Here is a 22,497-nt window from a genome sequence, read left to right on the forward strand (position 1 = left end):
CCCTATGAAAAAGAATTTACTCATTCTGGCCTTAGGCTTATTCACTACATTTTCAACTTTGGCTCAGCTAAAAACCCCTGAGCAATTCCTTGGCTACAAGCCCGGAGACCGATTTACTCCTCATCACCGGATGGTGGATTATTTTGAGTATGTGGCTTCCCAAAATCCCAATATCAAAATCATCCAATACGGAGAGACCAATGAAAAACGTCCGCTTTTCGTGGCGATTCTTTCCAGCCCGGAAAACATGGCCAGTCTAGAGCAAATCCGCACCGACAACCTCAAGCGGACCGGCTTGATGGAAGGCTCTCCGAGCACTGAAGTCCCCATCAACTGGATGTCTTTCAACGTGCACGGAAATGAGTCCGTGGGCATGGAAGCGGCGATTTCTACTTTTTACACACTCGCTGATCCAAACAATGCCAAATCTCAGGAATGGCTGAAAAATCAAGTGGTCATTCTCGATCCTTGTATCAACCCTGACGGTAGGGACCGCTATGCGATGTGGTACAACCAAAAGATGAATACCCGCCTCCAGCCAGACCCTCAATCCATGGAGCACAACGAGCCTTGGCCAGGCGGAAGAGCCAATCACTACCTTTTTGACCTCAACCGGGATTGGGCTTGGCAAGTGCAGGTGGAGTCTCAGCAGCGATTGAAGCTTTATCAGCAATGGATGCCTCAGTTGCACTTGGATTTCCACGAGCAAGGGGTAGACAATCCATTTTACATGGCTCCGGCTGCCGAGCCTTTGCATGAGCAGCTGACTCCATTCCAGCATGAGTTTCAGGATATTTTTGGCAGAAATACCGCTAAATATTTTGACGAGGCAGGCAAATTCTATTTTACCAAAGAGCGATTTGACATTCTCTATCCCTCCTATGGTGACTCATATCCGATGTACAACGGCGCCATCGGCATGACCATTGAGCAGGGCGGTAGCGGCCGTGCCGGCATCGGAGTGTACAATTCGATCGGAGACACCGTGACGCTAAGCGGACGAATCGCCGGACACTACACCGCTGCGATTTCGGCAGTAGAAGTGACCAGCCAAAACGCCAAAAGACTGGTAGATGAGTTTGCCACCTATTTCAAAACCAACTCCAGCAACCCTAAAGGCAAATACAAATCCTTTGTAATCAAAGGAGAAAGCAACCCAGCACAGCTAGCCAAACTGCTTGAATTGATGGATAAAAATGGAATTCGCTATGGAAAAGCCGGTTCCCGCGCAGGTTTGAAAGGATACGAGTACCAAAGTGGAAAGACTGGAGTTGCATTTTCCACCACAGATAAGGACATCATTATCAACGCTTATCAGCCGAAAGGAGTCTTGGCTCAAGTCCTTTTCGAGCCAAATCCGGTCCTAAACGACTCCATCACGTATGACATCACCAGCTGGGCTATGCCGTATGCTTATGGATTACAAGCCTATGCTTTAGAATCACGAATTGATGCTGCAGGTCATCAATACGAAAAACCTACTTTCACTCCAAATAAAACTGGAGCAACTCCTGTGGCCTATCTCGCCAAGTGGGAAGGAACCCGTGATGCAGCGTACTTGGCAGCTTTGCTTAATCAGAAAATCAGAGTTCGATATGCTGAGTACCCTTTCACGGTAGAGGGCAAAAGCTTCCCTGCCGGCACCTTGATTATCACGAAGGGCGGCAACGAGTATTTGGGCAATTTTGACCAAAAAGTAGTGGAAACTGCGAACCAATTCGGAGTGACTTTAGCTACTACCCAAACCGGATATGTGGACAAAGGAAAAGACTTTGGCTCTCCCAATATTCGGGTGATTCAAGCTCCAAAAGTAGCCTTAGTGGGCGGTCAGGGCACTTCTTCACTGAATTATGGAGAGGTATGGCACTTCTTCGAAAAAGAGCTGGACTATCCATTGGTCAATCTGGATGCTGCTAATTTCGGATCCTATGATCTCAGCAAATACGATGTGATCATTCTTCCTTCCGTATTTGGCTCTGCCCTGAATGGCAATGCACAAACCAAATTGATGGATTGGGTTAAAGCGGGAGGAAAAGTAATCGCAATTGACGCTGCGGTAAACCTTTTTGCCAACAAGGAAGGCTTCAAGCTGAAGACCTACGATACGGATGAGGAAAAGAAGGCCGCTGAAAAAACATCCCAAGAAATCGCGAAAGAAGAGCGACTTGAGCCTTATACTGAAGGAGAGCGACTTGACATCTCAGGGGGTACAGCCGGTGCGATCTATGAAATCAAAATGGACGAAACCCATCCCTTGGGCTACGGAACCGGAGGGAAGTTTTACACCCTGAAAAACAACTCCAACCGATTTGCATACCTGAGTGGCGGAGTCAATGCAGGGATTATTGCTGGAAACGACTCGTATAGAACAGGCTATATCGGATACAAAATCAAATCACAAATGGGTGAGTCAGTCGTCATCGGAGCGGAGCGTCAAGGTCGGGGACAGGTCATTTACTTTGTGGATAACCCAATTTTCCGAGGCTTCTGGGAAAGCGGCAAGCTGATTCTCAGCAATGCGATTTTCTTGGTAGGGCAGTAAAACCAAACCCAAGTTCATTGACAAGGAAATCCAGTCATTCAAATTAGAATGACTGGTTTTTTCTTTTTATACAGGTAATTTCCAAAAAATGAAAAGCATTTTTTATCCTATATTAAATGTCTATCTTTTAAAAAATTTCACAACAGTACCCCGTTGGATTACCTTTTCTATTTCCAATCTGAATCGGTCAAATGAAAAAATTTCTCTGGATTTTTGGATTCCTTATCCTTTGTTTTTCGTGTAGCAAAGAACTAAAAGAATCCAGTACATCCGATCAGGAGCCAGTTTTAGCTCCCGGCTTTTTTGATTTGTCTCAGCTTCCTGATTCACTCCAACCTGTCACTAGGCTTCTGGCTGACTATCCTTCGCCAAGAATCATCTCCATCCCAGGTCAAAGCGGAGGCACTGTGAGTATCAAAACCGAATCAGGGGAGGATCAATCCATCGCACGCCTTGCACCGGAAAAGAAAAAGCTTTTGGCTCTCAATGGGCCAAATGGTAATCAGATCGTAGACCCTAACGGGAAGCCTTACTATTTGGGTGAGGGGGGAATTTCCCAATTCAGAACCTATACGACCGATGACGGACTCGCTCTGGATGGGGTCAACTGTGCTATTTTGGATAGCCGTGGACACTTATGGTTCGGGACCAACGGAGGTGGCATTAGCCGGTACGATGGGAGCTCATTCACTAACTACTCTACGGTAGAAGGATTGGTAGGCAATACTATCCGAAGTATCTATGAGGACAAAAACGGAAATATCTGGATCGGGACTATCACCGGACTGAGCAAGTTTGACGGAAGACAATTCTACAATTTCACTTCCGAAAATGGACTTGTGGACGATTACGTCTTCGGAATCATTGAGGATAAGCAAGGTAATCTCTGGTTTGGGACTGGAGGAGGGGTAAATCGCTACGATGGTACTACTTTCCAATCCTATACGACAGAGGAAGGCTTGGCAGGAAACTTCATCATCACCGTGGGCAAAGATTTGGAGGGTAACCTTTATTTCGGAACCAATGGAGAAGGCATGAGTAAGTATGACGGCAGTAAATTCACCACCTTTTCTGAAAAAGACGGACTCGCAGGAAATAGAGTAAGAAGTATTGCTGCTTCATCGGATGGTTCCTTGTGGATAGGTACCATCGGAGCCGGAGTCAGTCGGCTAAAAGATGGAAAATTCCAGAATTTCAGCCTGAATGATGGACTGGCTGACAACATCATCCGGTCCATCAAAGAAGACCGCAAGGGTCAAATCTGGTTTGGAACAGAAAGAGGCGTAAGCCGATATGACGGTGAAAAATTTACCACCTATACGCGGGACCAAGGTATGCCAGCAAGTAGTGTCTTGGACATTGTCATGGATAGGTCCGGCAAGCTCTGGTTTTGCACAGACGGAGGAGGAATCACCCGCTTTGACGGCAGTGCATTTACGAGCTTTACTGTCAATCAAGGATTGGGAGGAAACCTCATCCTCAGCGCCTTGGAAGACAAGGAAGGTAACCTCTGGTTTGGAAGTGCAGGCGGAGGCGTGACCCGATTTGACGGTTCTGAATTCACTAACTTTTCTCTTTCACAAGGACTGCCTGGGGATGTGGTTCATGCCATTTTCCAGGATAGCAGGGGATTTATTTGGATTGGTACAGGTGGTGGGGGCCTAAGTAAGTTTGAGAACAACGCCTTCATCAATTTTTCCACTGACCAAGGCTTACCCTCCAATGAGGTTTATTCCATCACAGAAGATGCCTCTGGAAATCTCTGGATTGGCACAGAAAATGGGGTCGGTAGATTTGACGGCGAAAGCTTCACCAACTACACCATGGAACATGGATTGGTAGGGAATGTGGTCTTGAGCCTGCTCCCGGATTCTTCAGAAGGAATATGGATTGGAGCGGTTGACGGAGGAGTCAGCTATTTCAAAAACAACTCATTCCTGAATTTTACTCCCGAGCAGGGTTTGGTAGACTATGGAGTGATTCGTCTTGTTTCAGACGCCGACAAAAACCTATGGATTGGCACCGAGCACGGGCTGAATCTCCTTCCCAATGAAGATTTGAATGCTTTATTGAGAAAGGAAGATTTGGGCAGAAATCCGTTTTTGAAGTTCACCAAAGATGACGGACTCCCTGACGAGGTTATTCTTCAGATTGTCCCTATGAAAAACAGGAAGATAGCCATCGGAACTAACCTAGGCTTGGTGTTTTTTGATGGACCAAATGAAAATATCAGAGACTTCAAAATCACCAATCCAGAACTGTTTAATTCCAACACCGGCTATCCGGTGAAAGACCTTACCGACGGGCAGGATGGAATGTTCCAAGACAGCAAAGGAATTCTTTGGGCTGGTACAGGAAGCAATAAGACTGCCTTGGTCCGTTTTGATTACGATGCTTTGGTTCGAAATCAAACTGCTCCGGGACTTTTTCTGAAACAAATCCGAATCAATGAAGAGCCTATTTCCTGGCAATCTTTATTGGAAAATCCTGATCCTGCCCTAGTTGATTTTGAAGAAACGGGAACCTTGGGCAAAAAACTCAGCCCAACAGAACGAGCAGCCATTCAGGAAAGATTTAAAAATGTAAGTCTTGAGGGTATAAGCCCTTTTTTTCCGATACCGATCGGTTTGGTTCTGCCTTACAGACATAATCATCTCAATATAGATTTTGGCACCAATGAGCTGGCAAAGCCCTTTCTCGTGGAGTACCAATACATCCTGGAGGGCTATGATGAAGAGTGGAGTCCAGTCCTGAAAAAAACAAGTGCCACCTTTGGCAATATTCAAGAGGGAGATTACACATTCAAAGTTCGGGCAAGATTTACCGGTCCAAGCGAAGGAAACGCCTCAGAGTGGACAGATCCTATTGAGTTTTCCTTTGTGGTTCTACCGCCTTGGTATCGAACCTGGTGGGCCTATGTGATTTATTCTTTGCTATTCCTCTCATTGATTTACCCAATACACCTCTACCAAAGAAATCTGACCATCAAAAAGGAGCAAGAAAAAGCCAAGGAAAGAGAGCTTCAGCAAGCTCGGGAAATTGAAAAAGCCTACTCCAAGCTGGAAGCAGCCCATGAAAATCTAAAATCCACGCAAGCCCAACTCATCCAGCAAGAAAAATTGGCGTCTTTGGGTCAGCTGACAGCCGGAATAGCCCACGAGATCAAAAACCCACTGAATTTCGTCAACAACTTCTCAGGTTTGAGCATGGAGTTTTTGGATGAAATCGATGAAGAGCTGGAAAAAATGGACCCTTCTGAGGCCTTGGAAAACGTTCAGGATTTATTGGGAGACATCCGAATCAACTTGGAGAAAATCCGACACCATGGCGGGCGGGCAGACGGAATTGTGAAATCCATGCTCATGCATTCCCGGGGAGGAAGCGGAGATTTTGAGCCTACCGACCTCAACGAGTTGGTCAAGGAATATGTCAACCTTTCTTTTCACGGGATGCGGGCAAATAAAAACCCCATCAATGTGGAAATTGACCTGAAGCTGGACGATTCTCTTCCCAAGCTCAAACTCAATTCAGAAGACTTTAGCCGGGTCATCCTGAACCTGACCAAAAATGCCTTCGATGCCATGCGGGATAAACTGACCAAACTGGGTCAAGATTACAAGCCTGTCATTTCACTGACCACCCAAGACCTCGGAGATCATGTGCTTTTGGAAGTGATGGACAATGGCCCCGGAGTCCCCGATGAAATCAAGGACAAATTGCTGATGCCTTTCTTCACCACCAAAAAAGGAACAGAGGGCACCGGTTTAGGACTTAGCATTACCCATGATATTATCAAGGCCCATCGAGGGACTTTGGACATCACCACTGAAGTAGGGGCCTGGACCAAGTTCAGTATCCTATTGCCAAAAAACTGATAAAACCTATTACCCATGAAAATACTGATCGTAGATGACGAGCGGGATATTGAAGATCTCTTCCGCCAAAAGTTCAGAAAAGAAATCCGAAATCAAGGATTAGAACTGGTTTTTGCTTTTTCCGGGCAAGAAGCTTTGGATATTTTGGGAAGCGAAAATCCCCCTCGCGTAATGTATGTTTTCTCTGACATCAATATGCCGGGAATGAGCGGTTTGGAGATGCTCAGCATTGCCAAGGAAAAATTTCCTGAAATTCAGATCAGCATGATCTCTGCCTACGGAGATTCAGAAAACTACAACAAAGCCATGGAGTCCGGTGCCAAGGGCTTTTTTACCAAACCGGTGGATTTTGAAGCCTTGAGAAAGGAAATTGGTGATATTATTGCCAACAATTGAAACCCATTACTTTAACCCTACCTCCCAAAAGTTAAAGACACTATGATTCTGATTAATCTGATTTCACTTTTTCTACTAATTTATCTTAAAAAGTCCCAAGGAAATGAGACTTTTTCCGATCAGTTAAAAAAACTGATCAAATATGGGATGATTGGAGCAGGTATTCTGATTGTGATCGGGACAGCCCAGCTTCCCCCAGTCTTGCTTTTTGATCTGATTTCCTTTCTTCTTGTCGGGGCTATCATCTTTATGATTTTGAACTTCCCTGAGCTTGAGAATCAAAAAAATCTGGCAGTCACTCCCCTTCCTATTGTGGTGGTCCGGCTGGTGAGTTTCCTTTTGGAATCTATTTTCCCCACCACCTACGAATACTTGGAAAACTACATCGCTGCAGCAGGATTTTTTGCCCTGATATGGGCTATTACCATGTGGCTGAACCACCGGAAAGAGATGAAAGCTCTGGAGATAGAACGTATTATTTCCAAAGAAAAAGAACGGCAACTTTTCTTGGCACAAGAGAAGAAACAAGAGCTGGAAAGAATGGTGCAGGAAAGAACATCCGAAATACTCAATCAAAAAAATGAACTTCAGGAAGCACTGGATCACCTTAGATCGACCCAAGAACAGCTCGTGCAGCAGGAAAAACTGGCTTCTTTGGGCCAACTCACCGCAGGGATTGCCCATGAGATCAAAAACCCACTGAACTTCATCAACAATTTTTCGGAGCTTAGTGAAGATTTCCTGATAGAAATGGAAGAGGAGCTGGACAAAACTCCGGATAGTGCAGAAAAATCCCTAATCCAAGAACTTCTAATGGATGTAAAATCCAACCTGAAAAAAATCAGACATCATGGTATGCGTGCCGATAGCATTGTCAAGTCCATGCTGATGCATTCCCGAGGCGAAAAAGGCGAGGTCAAGGAAACAGATCTGAATGAGTTGATCCGGGAGTACAGCAATCTGGCCTTTCATGGAATGAGGGCAAACAAAAACCCTATAAACGTGGACGTTCAGCTGGAACTGGATGAAAAAATTACAGCGGTAAAAATCAACGCCGAGGACTTTAGCCGAGTCATCCTCAATTTGGCCAAAAACGCTTTTGATGCCATGCGCGACAAAATAAATATGGCAAATTCAGAATATAAAGCTAAATTGGTAATCAGAACCAAAGACTTGAAAAACAGTCTATTGATTGAAGTAGAGGATAATGGGCCCGGTGTTCCGGAAGAAATAAGAGAGAAGCTTTTAATGCCCTTCTTCACCACAAAAAAAGGGACAGAAGGTACCGGATTAGGGCTCAGTATCACCCACGATATTGTCAAATCTCACGGTGGAAAGCTCGAAATCGAGTCCAACGTCAATCAATTCACCAGATTTAAAATTTTATTACCCAAGTCTTCCATTTAAATTTTTATACCATGAAAATCATGATCGTAGACGATGAGCAGGACGTAGAAATCCTTTTTGTTCAGAAGTTCCGAAAAGAAATCAAGAGTAAACAGCTGGAGGTGGAATTTGCTTTTTCGGGAGAGGAAGCCCTGGAAAAATTGGGTTCTCCTGAATCTCCCAACGTGGTTTATGTTTTTTCCGATATCAATATGCCGGGTATGAGTGGCTTGGAACTTTTGGAAAACATCAAGACAAGATTCCCAAAAATTGAGGTGAGTATGATCTCAGCTTACGGAGACAAAGACAACTACAACAAAGCCATAAAATCCGGCGCGAAAGGATTTTTTACCAAACCGGTTGACTTTGATTCTCTGAAAAAGGAAATCAAGGAAATTCTCAATAAAAACTAAGGCTGAGCCATGGCGAAAATCCTCGTAGTGGATGACGAAGAAGATTTGGAGATCCTATTCCGGCAGAAATACCGGCAAAAAATCCGATCCGGTGAGTATGAAATGCTTTTTGCTCTTAATGGCCAACAAGCCCTGGATATCCTAAAAGATCACGGGGACGTGGACATGATCCTCAGTGATATCAATATGCCGGTCATGGACGGGCTGACCTTGCTCTCCAACACCAAAGAAAAAAACCCTCTCCTCAAAACCATCATCATCTCTGCCTACGGAGATATGGAAAATATCCGAAAGGCAATGAATCTGGGTGCTTTTGACTTTGTGACCAAACCAGTGGATTTCCAGGACTTGGAAATCACCATGGAGAAAACTCTCGGATACATCAATCAGCTGAAATCTACTCTTCAGGCACTAAGGGAAAACAACATCTTGAAAATGTATGTGGACGAAACCGTCCTCAATTTCATGGGAGGCAAGGAAATCGAAACTGCTCTGATGGAAAATAATACCATTGAGGCTACAGTTGCTTTCATCGATTTGGTGGGTTTCACCAAAATATCGGAAAATGAGGATCCCAATACCGTAGTGGGACTGCTAAATGAATTTTTTGACCTGATGGTCAAGGAGATTATTGAAGAAAAAGGAAGCGTGGATAAATTCATCGGAGATGCAGTCATGGCGGTATTTCAAGGGCCTGACCATCTTAGCCGAGCAGTAAATGCCTGCATCGCCATTCGGGACAAAATGGATGCGATTCCGGAATATTCCGAAGCCTCCCATTTCAAACCCCAGGTGTCCATTGGAATCAATTCCGGTGAAATGGTCTCGGGAAATATCGGCTCCAAATCACTCAAAAGGCTGGATTATACCGTGGTAGGTGATACTGTAAATGTGGCCTCCCGCCTTCAAAATGCAGCTTCCGGAAGCCAAATACTGGTTTTGGACCGATGTGCCCAAGCACTTGGAGATGGTTTTAAAGTCAATGAAGTAGGAGAACTCAAGCTAAAAAACAAAAGCAACCCTGTTAAGGTATTTGAGGTGATTTCCTGACCTTCCTATGATTTCCTTTTTAAGAAAAGTTAGAATGAAGCTTTTGGGAAACGGGCGGTTTTCCCAATACCTTCTTTATGCCTTGGGAGAAATTTTTTTGGTGGTAATCGGAATTTTGATTGCCTTGCAAATCAACACCTGGAATGAAAACAGAAAGCAACGAATCTATGAACTCAAAATGCTCAAGGAACTCTCCAACACCCTGCAAAAGGATAAAAGATACTTGAGCTCTTTGGTGACCCGATTGGATCAAAAAGAAAAGTCCGTCAATCGATTATTGGAAATAAGGGAGACTGGATTTGAAAATTTGGATACTATTGGTAGATATTTTCAAAGCCTGAGAACCGAAATTCTTTTCCAGTACAATTCTGGTCCATACGAATCCATCAAAGCAGGAGGAATCGATAAAATCTCCAAGGACTCCATCCGAACAGCAATGGAGGATTTATATGAATTTTTGATTCCAAGAACAGAAAAAATCCTGGATAAACTGGAAGCCTCCAATGAACAGGAAGAAGCGCTCATGGAAAAGTTAACCACTAGAGAAATCCTAGTCAGGAATAGTACTAAAATTATCCAAAGGGTGGTCTCCGATCCAAAAATCATATACCAGGATGAATTCCTGCATCTCCTTCAGTTGAATAAAAGCAATACCTACGTCTCAAGATCCAGAATAGAGGCTATACTTCCAGGTATGAGCAAATTGGACTCTATGATTCAGCTTGAGCTCCTCAGGTAGTCCAAAATATAGGACGGCATAATTTTGTCCGTTTTCGATCTATTTTTCAGGGGCAAATTCAAATCGTTTTGAATAATCTTTGGAAATGGTAGATTCATAGCCCCAAACCCAATCTTTATGAAAAAACTAACCCAACCGGCTGTACTTCTGGCCCTGGGGTTGACAGTCAGTACGGCAGCAATTTTGCCCAAAACAGCTGAATTGTTGTCCCCTCTGGAAGAAAACAAGGCAATTGCTGCCGACAGTACCGCTAAAGACTCGCTGGACTACCCCAAATTCAAAGATCTACCTCTCAAACCTGAGCGGGAAGTAAAATTTACTACCCAAGAAGGCACTTGGATGAGTGTGGACGTCAGCCCAGATGGCAAAACCATTGCCTTTGATCTGATGGGAGATATCTACACCATTCCAATGGAAGGTGGAAAGGCTACTCCGATTACCACAGGGATGGCCTATGAGACCCATCCCAGATATTCTCCTGACGGAAAGAAAATCCTTTTCACCTCTGACCGTGCCGGAAGTGATAATCTTTGGTACATCGACCTAGAAAAAAAGGATACCGTTCAGGTCACCAAAGATAAAAATGGAGATGTTCCCGGCGCACATTGGACACCAGATGGAAAATACATTGTGGTAGCTAAAGGGAGAAGAATCTCGAAGCTTTGGATGTATCATGTCGATGGAGGTGGAGGAATCCAACTCAATGAGAATCCGGCTTCCATGAAGACCATCGACCCTTTTGTAAGTCCGGATGGAGAGAAAATCTATTTTTCATGGAGAACTGGGGCATGGAATTACAATGCCATGCTTCCCCAGTATCAAATCGGAACATACGATTTGGACAAAGGAGATATTACCAGCATCACCTCCCGATATGGTTCAGCTTTCACCCCTACCCTGAGCAAAGACGGCAAATGGATGGTCTATGGCTCCAGATGGCAGGATAAAACCGGCTTGGTGATCCGAGACCTGAGCACTGGAGATGAAAAATGGCTGGCCTATCCGGTACAGCGTGATGAACAGGAATCCATCGCTCCACAGGGAGTTCTTCCAGCCATGGCATTCACTCCCGACAGCAAATTTGTCGTTGCTTCTTACGGTGGAAAACTCTGGAAATTGCCGGTGGATGGCAGTGCAGCCACTGAGATTCCTTTCGAAGCGGATGTGAAGTTGGGCATGGGGCCGCGACTTTATTTCAACTATGCAATCAAGGACACTACACATAAACTTGCCACTCAAATTCGCGATGCTGTCCCCTCCCCTGATGGTAAAAAATTAGCCTTTACTGCGCTAAACAGACTCTACGTCATGGACTATCCTAGTGGTACTCCCAAGCGGGTAACCAAAAATGAGTTTGTAGAAGCCATGCCTTCCTGGAGCCCAGACGGTACCCAACTGGTCTTTGTCACTTGGGAAGAAAAGAACGGTGGAAGCATCTACAAGGCAGCCATTTCCGGCAACATGACCACGACAAAGATTTCCTCCGAAGCCGCCATGTATTCCGGTCCGGTTTGGGGTCCAAAAAACAGAATCGTAGTATTCAAAGGACCAAAGCGGGCACTGGAAGAAGCAGAAGGCCCGGGAGTAGATGGTTCCGAGGCTGAATTGGTCTGGATTCCTGCCAATGGTGGTCCTGAGCGAAAAATCCTTGATGCAGGAAATTATGGAAATGCCCATTTTACTCAGGATACGAGCAGAATCTATCTGAACAGCCCTGGAGGTACGCTATTGAGTATCAAATGGGATGGAACAGATCCTCAGGAACATGCCAAAATCACCGGAATCACTCCTTTTGGCTCTGCAATGGACGACCACTCAGATCATGGACATATCACTCAGGATGTCCGGTATGTCATGGGAAAAGCTTTCTCCAATGCAGATGCTGTAAACTATTGCATGCTTCCAGAGGGAGTTAGCGCTAGGGAACCTCAGATGAGACCTGCCAGCGCCAGCACCATTTTGATGGCTCCGGTAGGTGACATGGCTTTGGCTCAGGTGAACAACAATGTCTATGTAATTACCATCCCCAAAGCAGGCAAAACGCCGAGCATCAATGTTGCCGATCCCGGTTCAAGTAATTTTCCTTCCCGTCAGCTCACAGAAATCGGAGGGGAATGGCCAGCATGGGAAGCCAACGGAAAAAAAGTCCACTGGTCTCTTGGAAACGGGCACTGGGTGTATGATCTGGATCGGGCAGAATTTGTTGAGGATTCGGTTAAATCAGCCAAAAAAGCCAAAACTTTTGCAGATGCAGACAGCGTGGCTACACTAAAAGCCAAAGGAGAAGATGCAGTGAAGCTTGCAGATTCCTTGGCTAAAGCTGAGAAAAAAAGAATCGATTCCCTATTCAAAGCAGACAAAGCTTTGGCAAAAGCTGATAGCACCCATAAGGCCCAGCAGAAGGAAAAAGAAACCTACAAGCCGAGTGAGAATCAAGTGAAAGTCTATTTCGCCAAAGACACACCGAAGGGAAGTATTCTCCTTAAAAATGCCAGAATCGTCACCATGAACGATTCAGAAGTAATTGAAAACGGGGACATTCTCATCGAAAACAACAGAATCAAGGCTGTTGGGAAAACAGGAACCCTAGATGCAGGGTCGGCAAAAGTCATCGATGCTACGGGCAAAACGATCACTCCGGGCTTTATCGATACGCATGCCCATATGTGGCCGACTTGGGGCCTCCACAAAAACTCCGTTTGGATTTATGCCGCTAACCTGGCTTACGGAGTCACCACCACCCGAGATCCACAGACTGCTACCACAGACGTCTTGACCTACGGAGATATGGTAGAGGCAGGGATGGTACCGGGTCCAAGGGTGTATTCCACCGGGCCTGGTGTCGGCTATTGGATGTATAATCTGAAGTCACTGGAGCAAACTAAAAATGTCCTTAAGCAATACAGTAAATACTTTAATACCCAGTACATTAAAATGTACCTTGTAGGAAATAGACAGCATCGTCAGTGGGTGATCATGGCCGCTAAAGAGCAAGAATTGATGCCAACCACTGAAGGCGGTTTGGATTACAAGCTCAACATGACCCAACTGTTTGACGGATATCCGGGACATGAACATTCCATTCCGGTATTCCCGCTTTATAGCGATGTCACCAGAACTGTTGCGGAAAGCAAAATGGCCTACACGCCTACCTTATTGGTCTCTTACGGGGGGCCTTGGGCTGAAAACTATTTCTATACCACCGAAAGCCCACTTCATGACCCCAAACTCAACCGCTTTACTCCTTACAATGAGCTCAATGAAAAAGCCCGAAGAAGAGTCGGAGGACTGGGAGGCTGGTTTGCACCGGAGGATCATGTATTCCAGAAGCACGCCCAAGGAGTGAATTCAATTGTAAAACAAGGAGGTTTGGCAGGTGTAGGATCACACGGACAGCTTCAGGGCTTAGGTTACCATTGGGAGCTTTGGTCTGTGGCAAGTGGCGACATGAGCAATATTGATGCACTGCGGGTGGCTACCATTTTGGGAGCAGAATCGCTTGGTTTGGATAAAGAACTCGGAAGTATCGAAGCAGGTAAACTTGCAGACTTGGTAATTATGGACAAAAATCCTCTCGAAAACATTCGAAATACGAATACAATCACCCATGTAGTGAAAGATGGACGGGTTTACGATGGAAATACCTTGGATGAAATTCTGCCCACTCCTCGTAAATTGGATGTGAGTCCTTGGACCAAGGAAGCGCCAAAAGTGACCACTTCGGTGAAGGAATAAGATTTAGAAAAAAAACAGGAAGGCCAGCAGAGTGATTTCAGCTGGCCTTTTTTTAATTCAACCACCCAATCGCCGCATTCAATGCTGTTGCAAAAGAAACCCACAACAGGTAAGGAACCATCAGTCCTGAAGCCCATTTGCTTACCTTCTTAAATTGAAGAATACAAATCAAAATCATCACCCAAAGCGGGATAATCACGACCAAGCCCAAAATCGGGCTTTCAGCTCCGAAAAAAGCGGGAGACCAAAGGGCATTTAATCCGAGCTGGACGAAATAGAGTGTCAACAACTGCTTCTTCTGAGGATGCTCGCTTTTCCAAATCAGGAAGCAAGCGATTCCCATCAACACATACAGCGTAGTCCACATCGGACCAAAAATCCAATTGGGAGGATTCCAACTCGGCCTGTTGATGGTCAGGTACCAGTCTCTCACCGAAGAAAAGGTGAAAAAAGCCCCAAGTCCACCTGCTAATTGTGGTAAGGCCAAGCTTACGATCAGTTTTAGAGCCTTAGACATCAGATCGTCTCTAAAAGGGTGCGAAATGCGACCGCCTTGTCACGGTACCTTTCTTGAGTCTTTGCCCGGAGGATGGACGCGTGCTTTTTTTCATATTCCATCATCTGCTCCATGCTGTCTGTGAAGTATTGGATGCAATAGTTTGTGGATCCATCTTCTGAATCATGGAGAAGTCTAAAAAACTTATGTTCATGAAAAATACCGGTTTCCAAAACCTCAGGAATATGGGTAGACTTCATCCAGGACAGAAAGTCTTCCTCGATGTCTGGAGTTACATTTATCGTGATATTGTAGAGGATCATATCCTTAAAATTGGGTTTTATTTACATTTGTTGCCAACAAATAAAGCTTCACAAAGTTAGGAATCCCAAACAGATTCCTTTGCCATCCCGGACATATATGCACAAATACGTACCCTCGAGAGGAGAAAACAGGGTTTCCAGAGAGCTGATCGCAAAAATTGTGATCGTTGTTTTACACCTGGTAGGGCTGATCGGATTGAGTATTCCTGAGTACAGACCGATGTTTCAGTCTCTTACCCCTGCCCAACTTTTGACTACCCTTTTTATCATTCTTTTTTTCCATCGAGGTTGGAATGACGCCTTCCCAATTTTTGCCGCGGCTGCATTTTGGATTGGATTTGGATCTGAACTGATTGGAATCCACACGGGCTATCTATTTGGAGACTATGTATATGGCCCGGTTTTGGGGCCAAAACTTTGGGATGTTCCCTTGGTTATCGGGGTAAATTGGTTTATCCTAAGCTATTTGACAGGATCAGTATTTCGGAATATTCCCAACGACTACTACGCTGCATTTTTGGGAGCCAGTGCAATGACCGCATTGGATTACATTTTGGAACCTGTAGCGGTGGCTCTCGACTTTTGGGCTTGGAAGTGGGAAATCATCCCCATCAGTAATTTTGTAGGCTGGTTTGTGATCGCATTTCTAATTCACCTGATTTGGAGAAAGGCCAACTTCGAAAAATCCAATCCTATTTCGGCCTTTTTGCTGATTACTTGGATCCTATTCTTCACTTTATTGAATTTCACATTGAAAGTTTGAAAGGAGTCCTAAAAAACAAAATTTCTGTTTTGGAAGACCAAAAATTCTTTTCTTTAACAAAACTCTCTTAATCTGGTTGTTCTGATAAATGATAAAAGCAATAGGTTTCATCGCTTTAGGATTTGGAGTTATGGAGTTTTCCGGATGGTTCATCCATAAATATATTATGCACGGACCCTTGTGGATGATTCATAAGACTCATCATCAGCCTTCAAAGTCTTTCTTTGAGCTGAATGATTTGTTTTCCTTGCTATTTGGTGGAATCGCCGTGGTGCTGATTATTCTCGGTGCAGAAGAGTTGGATTATAGATTTTGGATGGGCGTAGGAATCAGCCTCTACGGGGTTTTATATTTCATTCTGCATGATGTGATGGTGCACCGTAGGCTAAAGTGGTTGGATAGGCCTAGGAAGGGATTTTTGAAAGGAATTTTCAAAGCCCATCAAGCCCATCACAAAACCAATCAGAAAGATGATGCCGTCTCATTCGGCTTATTTGTTGTACCCAGAGAATTCTTTAAAGAAGAAGAAAAGTGAGCACGTACTCGATTAAAGATTTGGAACAGCTGTCCGGAATCAAGGCACATACCTTGAGAATCTGGGAGCAACGATACAATCTCCTCTCCCCAAAGAGAACGGAGACCAATATCCGATTCTATGATGATGATGATCTGAAACTGATCCTCAATGTAGCATTGCTCAATGACAACGGATTTAAAATCAGCAAGATCGCATCCATGAATATGGAGGATATCCGTGAAGAGGTGATGAAATTGACCGAGCGCTCACTCACCCACGATGATCAGATTCACGCACTGACCATCTGTATGATTGAAATGGATGAGGAGCGTTTCGAAAAAGTACTTTCTACCAATATCATCAAACTGGGATTTGAGCAAACCATGCTCAATATCATATATCCCTTCATGTCCAAGATCGGTGTTCTTTGGCAAACTGGAGCAATTAACCCTGCTCAAGAACACTTCATTTCCAACTTGGTCCGCCAAAAACTGATTGTAGCCATTGATGGCCAAGTGAGTACCGGAGCTGGGAAAAAATTCCTGCTTTTCCTTCCGGAAGGAGAACTGCATGAAATCTCCTTGCTTTTTGCCAGCTACCTAATTAAATCCAAAGGACATAAGGTTATTTACCTTGGCCAAAGTACTCCAAATGAGGATTTGCTTTCGGTCTATAAAGTACATAGCCCAGAATACCTTCTCACTGTGATTACCACTTCTCCGTCATCAGAATATGCGCAGGATTATATTAATGCTTTAGCTGAGCGTTTCTCCCAATCTCAAATTTTAGTCACAGGCTATCAAGTCATTGGGCAAGACCTGACTTTCCCTGCCAACGTCAAGCAAATGAACTACATCAGAGATATTAAAGAATTGTTGGAGGAGATCGAACAAGTCCCACAAGAGAAATAAGTGGAAGAAAATTAAACAAAGTTTAAACAAAGGCACTTTCGAAAAAAGTGCCTTTTTTCATTCCCAAGGGGCAATTCAGATCAAATTTTGACCATTCCTCCTTTTTTGTTTAATATTTTTTAAAATTAATTCCACAAAATGTTTGGTATTTGTTTAATCATTGCTAGATTTGGTTAAACAAAAACCAAAAGCCATGACGACTCTAGAATTTAGCTACTCCCTCCACAAGCTTTCCAGTTCGTTGAAGCCTTTTGCCCTCAAGTTGACAAGAGATGTTGACGATGCAAATGATCTTCTCCAGGATACCATGGTGAAAGCTTTCACCAATCGTGAAAAATTCACTGAAGGTACCAACCTCAAAGCATGGCTCTATACGATCATGAAGAATACTTTCATCACCAACTATCAGCGAATGGTGAGAAGAGGAACTTTTGTAGATACTACGGATAACCTTCATTATATCAACTCCAGCAATGTGCAGATCGAAAATGGAGTTTTCGGCAACTTTACCATGGACGACATCTATGAAGCTATCGGCAAACTGGATGATGTGTACAAAACCCCATTCATGATGCATTACAGAGGGTTTAAATACCACGAGATTGCCGACAAGTTGCAGATTCCAATTGGAACTGTAAAAAATAGAATCCATATTGCCCGAAAGCTTCTCAAAGAAGATTTGATGGTCTACAAGCACAAAAACTAATTTCATGGCACAAAAGCATGTGGTAGTAATCGGGTCTGGATTTGCAGGCCTGTCTGCAGCTACCCATCTGGCCCATCACACTAGTTGTTCAATCACCCTTTTAGAAAAAAACGATTCCCCCGGTGGGAGAGCTAGAAAGTTCGAACACCAGGGGTTTGTTTTTGATATGGGTCCCAGCTGGTATTGGATGCCTGATGTATTCGAAAACTACTTTGCCCATTTCAATAAAAAACCAGCTGACTATTACGACCTCATCAGACTGGATCCTTCCTACGCGGTAATTTACGGGGAAAATGATGTCCTCGACATCCCGGCTGATCTGGAAGAATTCAAATCCATGCTGGAAAAAATCGAGCCCGGAGCAGGAAAAAATCTCGACAAATTTCTCGCCCAGGCCAAATACAAATATGAAGTGGGTATTCATGATTTGGTGAAAAAACCAAGTCGTTCACTTTTTGAATTTGCCTCCCCGGGATTATTGGTGGATATGATCCGGATGGACATTTTCCAGTCCATGTCCAAGCACGTGCGGAAATTCTTTTCCCATGACAAAATCATCCGCCTGATGGAATTCCCGGTATTATTTCTTGGAGAAACAGCCGAAAACATTCCTGCGCTCTATAGTCTGATGAACTATGCAGATATCGCCTTGGGAACCTGGTATCCAAAAATGGGTATGCACGAGATTATACGGGGCATGGTAGCCTTGGCGGAAGAAAAAGGGGTAAAAATCCGATATTCTGCCGAAGTCGAGGAAATCGAAATCGAAAAAGGAGTTGCCAAACGGATCAGACTTAAATCCGGTGAGAAAATCAATGCGGACATTGTCGTAGCAGGAGCTGACTACCACCATGTGGATAAGCATCTGATCAATCCTACCTACAGCAATTACACAGAGGAATATTGGGATAAGCGAGTCATGGCCCCTTCCAGTCTTCTTTTCTATTTGGGAATTGACAAAAAACTCAAAAACCTCAGGCACCATAATCTTTTCTTTGATGAGCCTCTAGGACCTCATGCTGATGCGATTTATAAAAATCCAAGATGGCCGGAAAGACCTTTGTTTTATGCATCAGTCCCTTCCATTACAGACCCAACAGTAGCACCTGAAGGAAAGGAAAATTTATTCCTTTTGATCCCGCTTGCCCCTGATTTGGAAGATACAGAGGAGATGAGAGAAAAATATTTCACTATTATTTTAGACCGATTAGAAAAAATTACGGGACAGGAAATCCGATCCCATATCATTTACAAACGGTCCTATGCACACAGTGATTTCAAAGCAGATTACCATGCTTACAAGGGAAATGCCTATGGATTGGCGAATACACTCCTTCAAACGGCGATTTTGAAGCCTGGACTGAAAAACAAAAAGGTCAGTAATCTGTATTATACAGGACAGTTGACCGTGCCAGGGCCGGGGGTTCCACCTTCGCTCATATCAGGTCAGGTGGTGGCGGATGAGGTGATGAAAGAAAACAATTTGTAAACAAAATGGTATATTAAAGCAATGGACGCTATCGAGCTTTTTGATCATACCACGCTGGAGTGCAGCAAGCTGATCACCCAACGTTACAGCACTAGCTTTACGCTAGGGATCAAAACACTGGACAAAAAATACCATTTACCCATCTACGCCATCTATGGTTTCGTGAGGTATGCCGACGAAATTGTCGATACGTTTCACGACAAGGACAAGCAGGCACTTCTTGATCGATTTAAAAAAGACACCTACGAGGCCATAGAATCCGGCATCTCTCTCAATCCTGTCCTGCATGCTTTTCAGCTGATGGTCAATAAATATCAGATCCCTTTGGATTTGATCGAGGCCTTCTTGCACAGTATGGAAATGGATCTGGATTTCAAAACCTACAACGACTCCAAATACCACGAATACATCTACGGTTCTGCTGAAGTGGTAGGGCTTATGTGCCTAAAGGTCTTCTGCGAAGGGGACGAGCAGATGTATGTACGACTCAAAGAGCCCGCCTGTAAATTGGGAGCAGCCTTCCAGAAGGTCAACTTTCTTCGGGATATCAAAAGCGATTTTGAAGAGAGGGGGAGAGTATATTTCCCGGGCGTGGATTTTACCCGCTTCAACAAATCCGCCAAGACGCTGATAGAAGAAGATATTCAAAAAGACTTCAACGATTCCCTGATCGGAATTGAAAATCTTCCATCCGGTGCCAAGCTTGGCGTCAGAGTAGCATATCTCTATTATCAAAAGTTGTTTGACAAAATCAAAGGGTTGCCGGCTGAGACCATCACCCAACAGCGAGTCAGAATACCTAATTCCAAAAAGCTTTCACTTTTGGTAGGCACTTATTTTGAAAACAAACTGGGCTTGCTCTGATGGAAAAGTATCTCTATTTCGGTGTCTTGCTGTTTGCAATTTCCTACCCATTGGCTCAATCGTTTGAGCACAGGATACGCTACGCCACCAAATGGAGTGCCCTATTTCCGGGAATGCTGATCACGGCATTATTCTTCATCGTTTGGGATGTTTGGTTTACCCAAATCGGCGTTTGGGAATTTAATCACAGATACATTGCAGGATTCTTCCTGGGAAACCTTCCTATAGAAGAAATCCTGTTCTTTTTTATCATCCCCTTTGCATGCGTATTCATCTATGAGGTCTTGATCTACTTCTTCCCAAAAGACTACTTCAAGCCTTTAGGCAAACCTTTCGTGTTTGTCATGGTACCACTTCTTTTGGTGATAGGTATCCTTAATCTGGACAAATGGTATACCTCTGTGAACTTAATAATCGGAGCTATTGCCCTCTTGGTTCACTATCTGATCTTCAAGGATCAATACTTGGGAAGATTCCTATTTGCCTACCTCGTCCACCTCATTCCACTAATGCTTTGCAATGGTGTGCTGACAGGCGGGCTGACTGAGGAGCCGGTGGTGATATACAACAATGCAGAAAATCTGGGAATAAGAATTTGGACGGTGCCTATCGAAGATACCATCTATTCCATGACTCTATTCCTTATGAATATTAGCTTTTTCGAGAAGTTTAGAAGTCAAAAAACAATTGCCAATCTGGAAAGTTTGAAATCCAATGAAGAATCTCCAAGTACATATTGACAATCACTCAGGCTTCTGCTTTGGGGTAGTCTATGCCATAGAAATGGCTGAAGAAATTCTCGACGAACAAGGATACCTCTACTGTCTTGGAGATATTGTCCACAATGATGAGGAAGTAAATCGCCTTACAAGAAAAGGACTTAAAATCATCGACCACTCAGACTTGCATCACCTTTTTGACGAAAAAGTGCTAATCCGGGCACATGGAGAGCCACCTTCCACCTACGAGCTGGCAATCAAAAATAACCTGACCCTAATCGATGCGAGTTGTCCTGTAGTGCTAAAGCTTCAAAACCGAATCAAAAACTCCTTTGACAAGGACGAGACCATATACATTTACGGCAAGCATGGACATGCTGAGGTAATCGGTCTGCTCGGCCAAACCAATAACAAGGCCGTTGTATTTCAGGATATTTCAGAGTTGGATATTCCTTCTCTGCCCAAAAATCTGACTCTCTACAGTCAGACAACCAAAAGCACAGACAAATTCTACGAAATCAACGAAATCCTGACCAGCAATGGGATTTCAGTGAATACGAATGATACCATTTGCCGTCAGGTATCCAACCGGGACAAGGAACTACGGGATTTTGCCGACAAATTCGACAAAGTAATTTTTGTCAGTGGAACCAAATCATCCAATGGAAAGGTTCTGTTCAACGTCTGCAAAGAGCGAAATCCAAACACCTATTTCGTATCCAATCCTGATCAAATCGAAAAGGAGTGGTTTGCGGATAATGACCGAGTTGGGATTTGCGGAGCTACTTCCACACCTATGTGGCTGATGGAAGAAGTCAAGGCCAAAATCCTGACTTTCTGATTGTAAAAACACCATGAACACCTCTAAAAGTAGCCAAATCATTGATCCCAAAGGTCTTTTGATTGGGTGGTCGATCATTGGCTTGTGGTTCATTTCCCTTGTTTTCCTTTTGACTTGGGAGTTCTCCTGGTCCAATCCGCTCACCTACTTCGCTATTTTGGTCCAAACCCACCTGTACACCGGTCTATTCATCACCGCACATGATGCAATGCACGGAATTGTTTCTTCCAACAAAAAGTGGAATCACGCAACCGGATGGATTGCCGCCATCTTATTCTCCTATAATTTCTATTGGAAGCTCTTTCCCAAGCATCATGAGCATCATCGCTATGTAGCCACGGACCAAGACCCGGATTATCATCCTTCTGGGAATTTTCTTATTTGGTACCTGAGCTTTATAAGACAGTACGTGACTATCTGGCAGATTCTACTCATGGCCATAACTTTCAATATTTTGAAGCTTTTTTTGCCTACTGAAAACCTGATCGTATTCTGGATGCTTCCGGCCATTTTATCTACCCTGCAGCTCTTCTATTTCGGGACTTACCTTCCTCATATGGGAGAAAGTGAAAACAAGCACCATTCACGGTCCCAATCCAAAAATCACCTTTGGGCTTTTGTCAGCTGCTATTTCTTCGGTTATCACTTTGAGCATCACGATTCACCCGGGACTCCGTGGTGGAGGCTGTGGAGAGTAAAAGAGCGACAAACAGCCTAATTCAGTCAATTTTT

Annotated in this window: 19 protein-coding genes; 17 read left to right on the forward strand and 2 right to left on the reverse strand. The window is 44.2% G+C overall.

Annotation, left to right across the window (positions count from 1 at the left end; all coding sequences use genetic code 11):
* The first annotated feature begins 4 nt into the window (after positions 1 to 4).
* The 8 genes from AAA938_RS16960 (at position 5) to AAA938_RS16995 (ending at position 14,136) form a co-directional block, all read left to right on the forward strand.
* Positions 5 to 2,542 carry a M14 family zinc carboxypeptidase gene (locus AAA938_RS16960; RefSeq protein WP_338229953.1) on the forward strand — a complete coding sequence of 846 codons (2,538 nt, stop codon included), beginning with the start codon at positions 5 to 7 and terminating at the stop codon, positions 2,540 to 2,542.
* 191 nt (positions 2,543 to 2,733) lie between these two features.
* Positions 2,734 to 6,417, forward strand: coding sequence for a two-component regulator propeller domain-containing protein (locus AAA938_RS16965; RefSeq protein ID WP_338229954.1), 3,684 nt, complete (start codon positions 2,734 to 2,736; stop codon positions 6,415 to 6,417).
* Positions 6,418 to 6,432: 15 nt separating this feature from the next.
* Positions 6,433 to 6,813: a response regulator gene (locus AAA938_RS16970; protein WP_338229955.1), complete on the forward strand. Its 381-nt coding sequence runs from the start codon at positions 6,433 to 6,435 to the stop codon at positions 6,811 to 6,813.
* A gap of 42 nt (positions 6,814 to 6,855) precedes the next feature.
* Positions 6,856 to 8,220, forward strand: a complete 1,365-nt coding sequence (locus AAA938_RS16975; protein WP_338229956.1) for a sensor histidine kinase — start codon at positions 6,856 to 6,858, stop codon at positions 8,218 to 8,220.
* An 11-nt stretch (positions 8,221 to 8,231) separates the two neighbouring features.
* On the forward strand, positions 8,232 to 8,612 hold the full coding sequence (locus AAA938_RS16980) for a response regulator (RefSeq protein WP_338220136.1): 381 nt from the start codon (positions 8,232 to 8,234) through the stop codon (positions 8,610 to 8,612).
* A gap of 9 nt (positions 8,613 to 8,621) precedes the next feature.
* Positions 8,622 to 9,662: an adenylate/guanylate cyclase domain-containing protein gene (locus tag AAA938_RS16985; protein WP_338229957.1), complete on the forward strand. Its 1,041-nt coding sequence runs from the start codon at positions 8,622 to 8,624 to the stop codon at positions 9,660 to 9,662.
* Between the two features lie 7 nt (positions 9,663 to 9,669).
* The gene (locus tag AAA938_RS16990) at positions 9,670 to 10,401 is read left to right on the forward strand and encodes a DUF6090 family protein (RefSeq protein WP_338229958.1); all 732 of its coding nucleotides are present in this window, start codon (positions 9,670 to 9,672) and stop codon (positions 10,399 to 10,401) included.
* Positions 10,402 to 10,518: 117 nt separating this feature from the next.
* The gene (locus AAA938_RS16995) at positions 10,519 to 14,136 is read left to right on the forward strand and encodes an amidohydrolase family protein (protein WP_338229959.1); all 3,618 of its coding nucleotides are present in this window, start codon (positions 10,519 to 10,521) and stop codon (positions 14,134 to 14,136) included.
* 52 nt (positions 14,137 to 14,188) lie between these two features.
* Here the strand turns inward: AAA938_RS16995 and AAA938_RS17000 are convergent, their stop codons facing one another.
* Complete coding sequence (locus AAA938_RS17000) at positions 14,189 to 14,653, reverse strand: TspO/MBR family protein (protein WP_338229960.1); 465 nt, start codon at positions 14,651 to 14,653, stop codon at positions 14,189 to 14,191.
* Entirely contained in the window at positions 14,653 to 14,955 is a 303-nt protein-coding gene (locus AAA938_RS17005; protein ID WP_338229961.1) for a DUF4286 family protein, read from the reverse strand. The genes AAA938_RS17000 and AAA938_RS17005 overlap by 1 nt, the downstream gene beginning before the upstream one ends.
* Before the next feature lie 97 nt (positions 14,956 to 15,052).
* Between AAA938_RS17005 and AAA938_RS17010 the strand changes: the two genes are divergently transcribed.
* From AAA938_RS17010 to AAA938_RS17050, 9 genes are all read left to right on the forward strand, one after another.
* On the forward strand, positions 15,053 to 15,718 hold the full coding sequence (locus tag AAA938_RS17010; RefSeq protein WP_338229962.1) for a carotenoid biosynthesis protein: 666 nt from the start codon (positions 15,053 to 15,055) through the stop codon (positions 15,716 to 15,718).
* A gap of 88 nt (positions 15,719 to 15,806) precedes the next feature.
* A complete protein-coding gene (locus AAA938_RS17015; RefSeq protein ID WP_338229963.1) occupies positions 15,807 to 16,253 on the forward strand; it encodes a sterol desaturase family protein in 447 nt (148 codons plus the stop codon).
* The gene (locus AAA938_RS17020; RefSeq protein ID WP_338229964.1) at positions 16,250 to 17,146 is read left to right on the forward strand and encodes a MerR family transcriptional regulator; all 897 of its coding nucleotides are present in this window, start codon (positions 16,250 to 16,252) and stop codon (positions 17,144 to 17,146) included. Before AAA938_RS17015 ends, AAA938_RS17020 begins: the two co-directional genes overlap by 4 nt.
* A 193-nt stretch (positions 17,147 to 17,339) precedes the next feature.
* A complete protein-coding gene (locus tag AAA938_RS17025; protein WP_338220144.1) occupies positions 17,340 to 17,852 on the forward strand; it encodes an RNA polymerase sigma factor in 513 nt (170 codons plus the stop codon).
* A gap of 4 nt (positions 17,853 to 17,856) precedes the next feature.
* Positions 17,857 to 19,341: a phytoene desaturase family protein gene (locus AAA938_RS17030; RefSeq protein ID WP_338229965.1), complete on the forward strand. Its 1,485-nt coding sequence runs from the start codon at positions 17,857 to 17,859 to the stop codon at positions 19,339 to 19,341.
* A gap of 21 nt (positions 19,342 to 19,362) precedes the next feature.
* Complete coding sequence (locus AAA938_RS17035; RefSeq protein ID WP_338229966.1) at positions 19,363 to 20,205, forward strand: phytoene/squalene synthase family protein; 843 nt, start codon at positions 19,363 to 19,365, stop codon at positions 20,203 to 20,205.
* Positions 20,205 to 20,945, forward strand: a complete 741-nt coding sequence (locus AAA938_RS17040; protein WP_338229967.1) for a lycopene cyclase domain-containing protein — start codon at positions 20,205 to 20,207, stop codon at positions 20,943 to 20,945. The genes AAA938_RS17035 and AAA938_RS17040 overlap by 1 nt, the downstream gene beginning before the upstream one ends.
* The gene (locus AAA938_RS17045) at positions 20,920 to 21,765 is read left to right on the forward strand and encodes a 4-hydroxy-3-methylbut-2-enyl diphosphate reductase (RefSeq protein ID WP_338229968.1); all 846 of its coding nucleotides are present in this window, start codon (positions 20,920 to 20,922) and stop codon (positions 21,763 to 21,765) included. The genes AAA938_RS17040 and AAA938_RS17045 overlap by 26 nt, the downstream gene beginning before the upstream one ends.
* Before the next feature lie 13 nt (positions 21,766 to 21,778).
* On the forward strand, positions 21,779 to 22,483 hold the full coding sequence (locus AAA938_RS17050; RefSeq protein ID WP_338229969.1) for a fatty acid desaturase: 705 nt from the start codon (positions 21,779 to 21,781) through the stop codon (positions 22,481 to 22,483).
* Positions 22,484 to 22,497 lie beyond the last annotated feature (14 nt).

The organism is Algoriphagus taiwanensis (assembly GCF_036245645.1).
Classification (GTDB): domain Bacteria; phylum Bacteroidota; class Bacteroidia; order Cytophagales; family Cyclobacteriaceae; genus Algoriphagus; species Algoriphagus taiwanensis.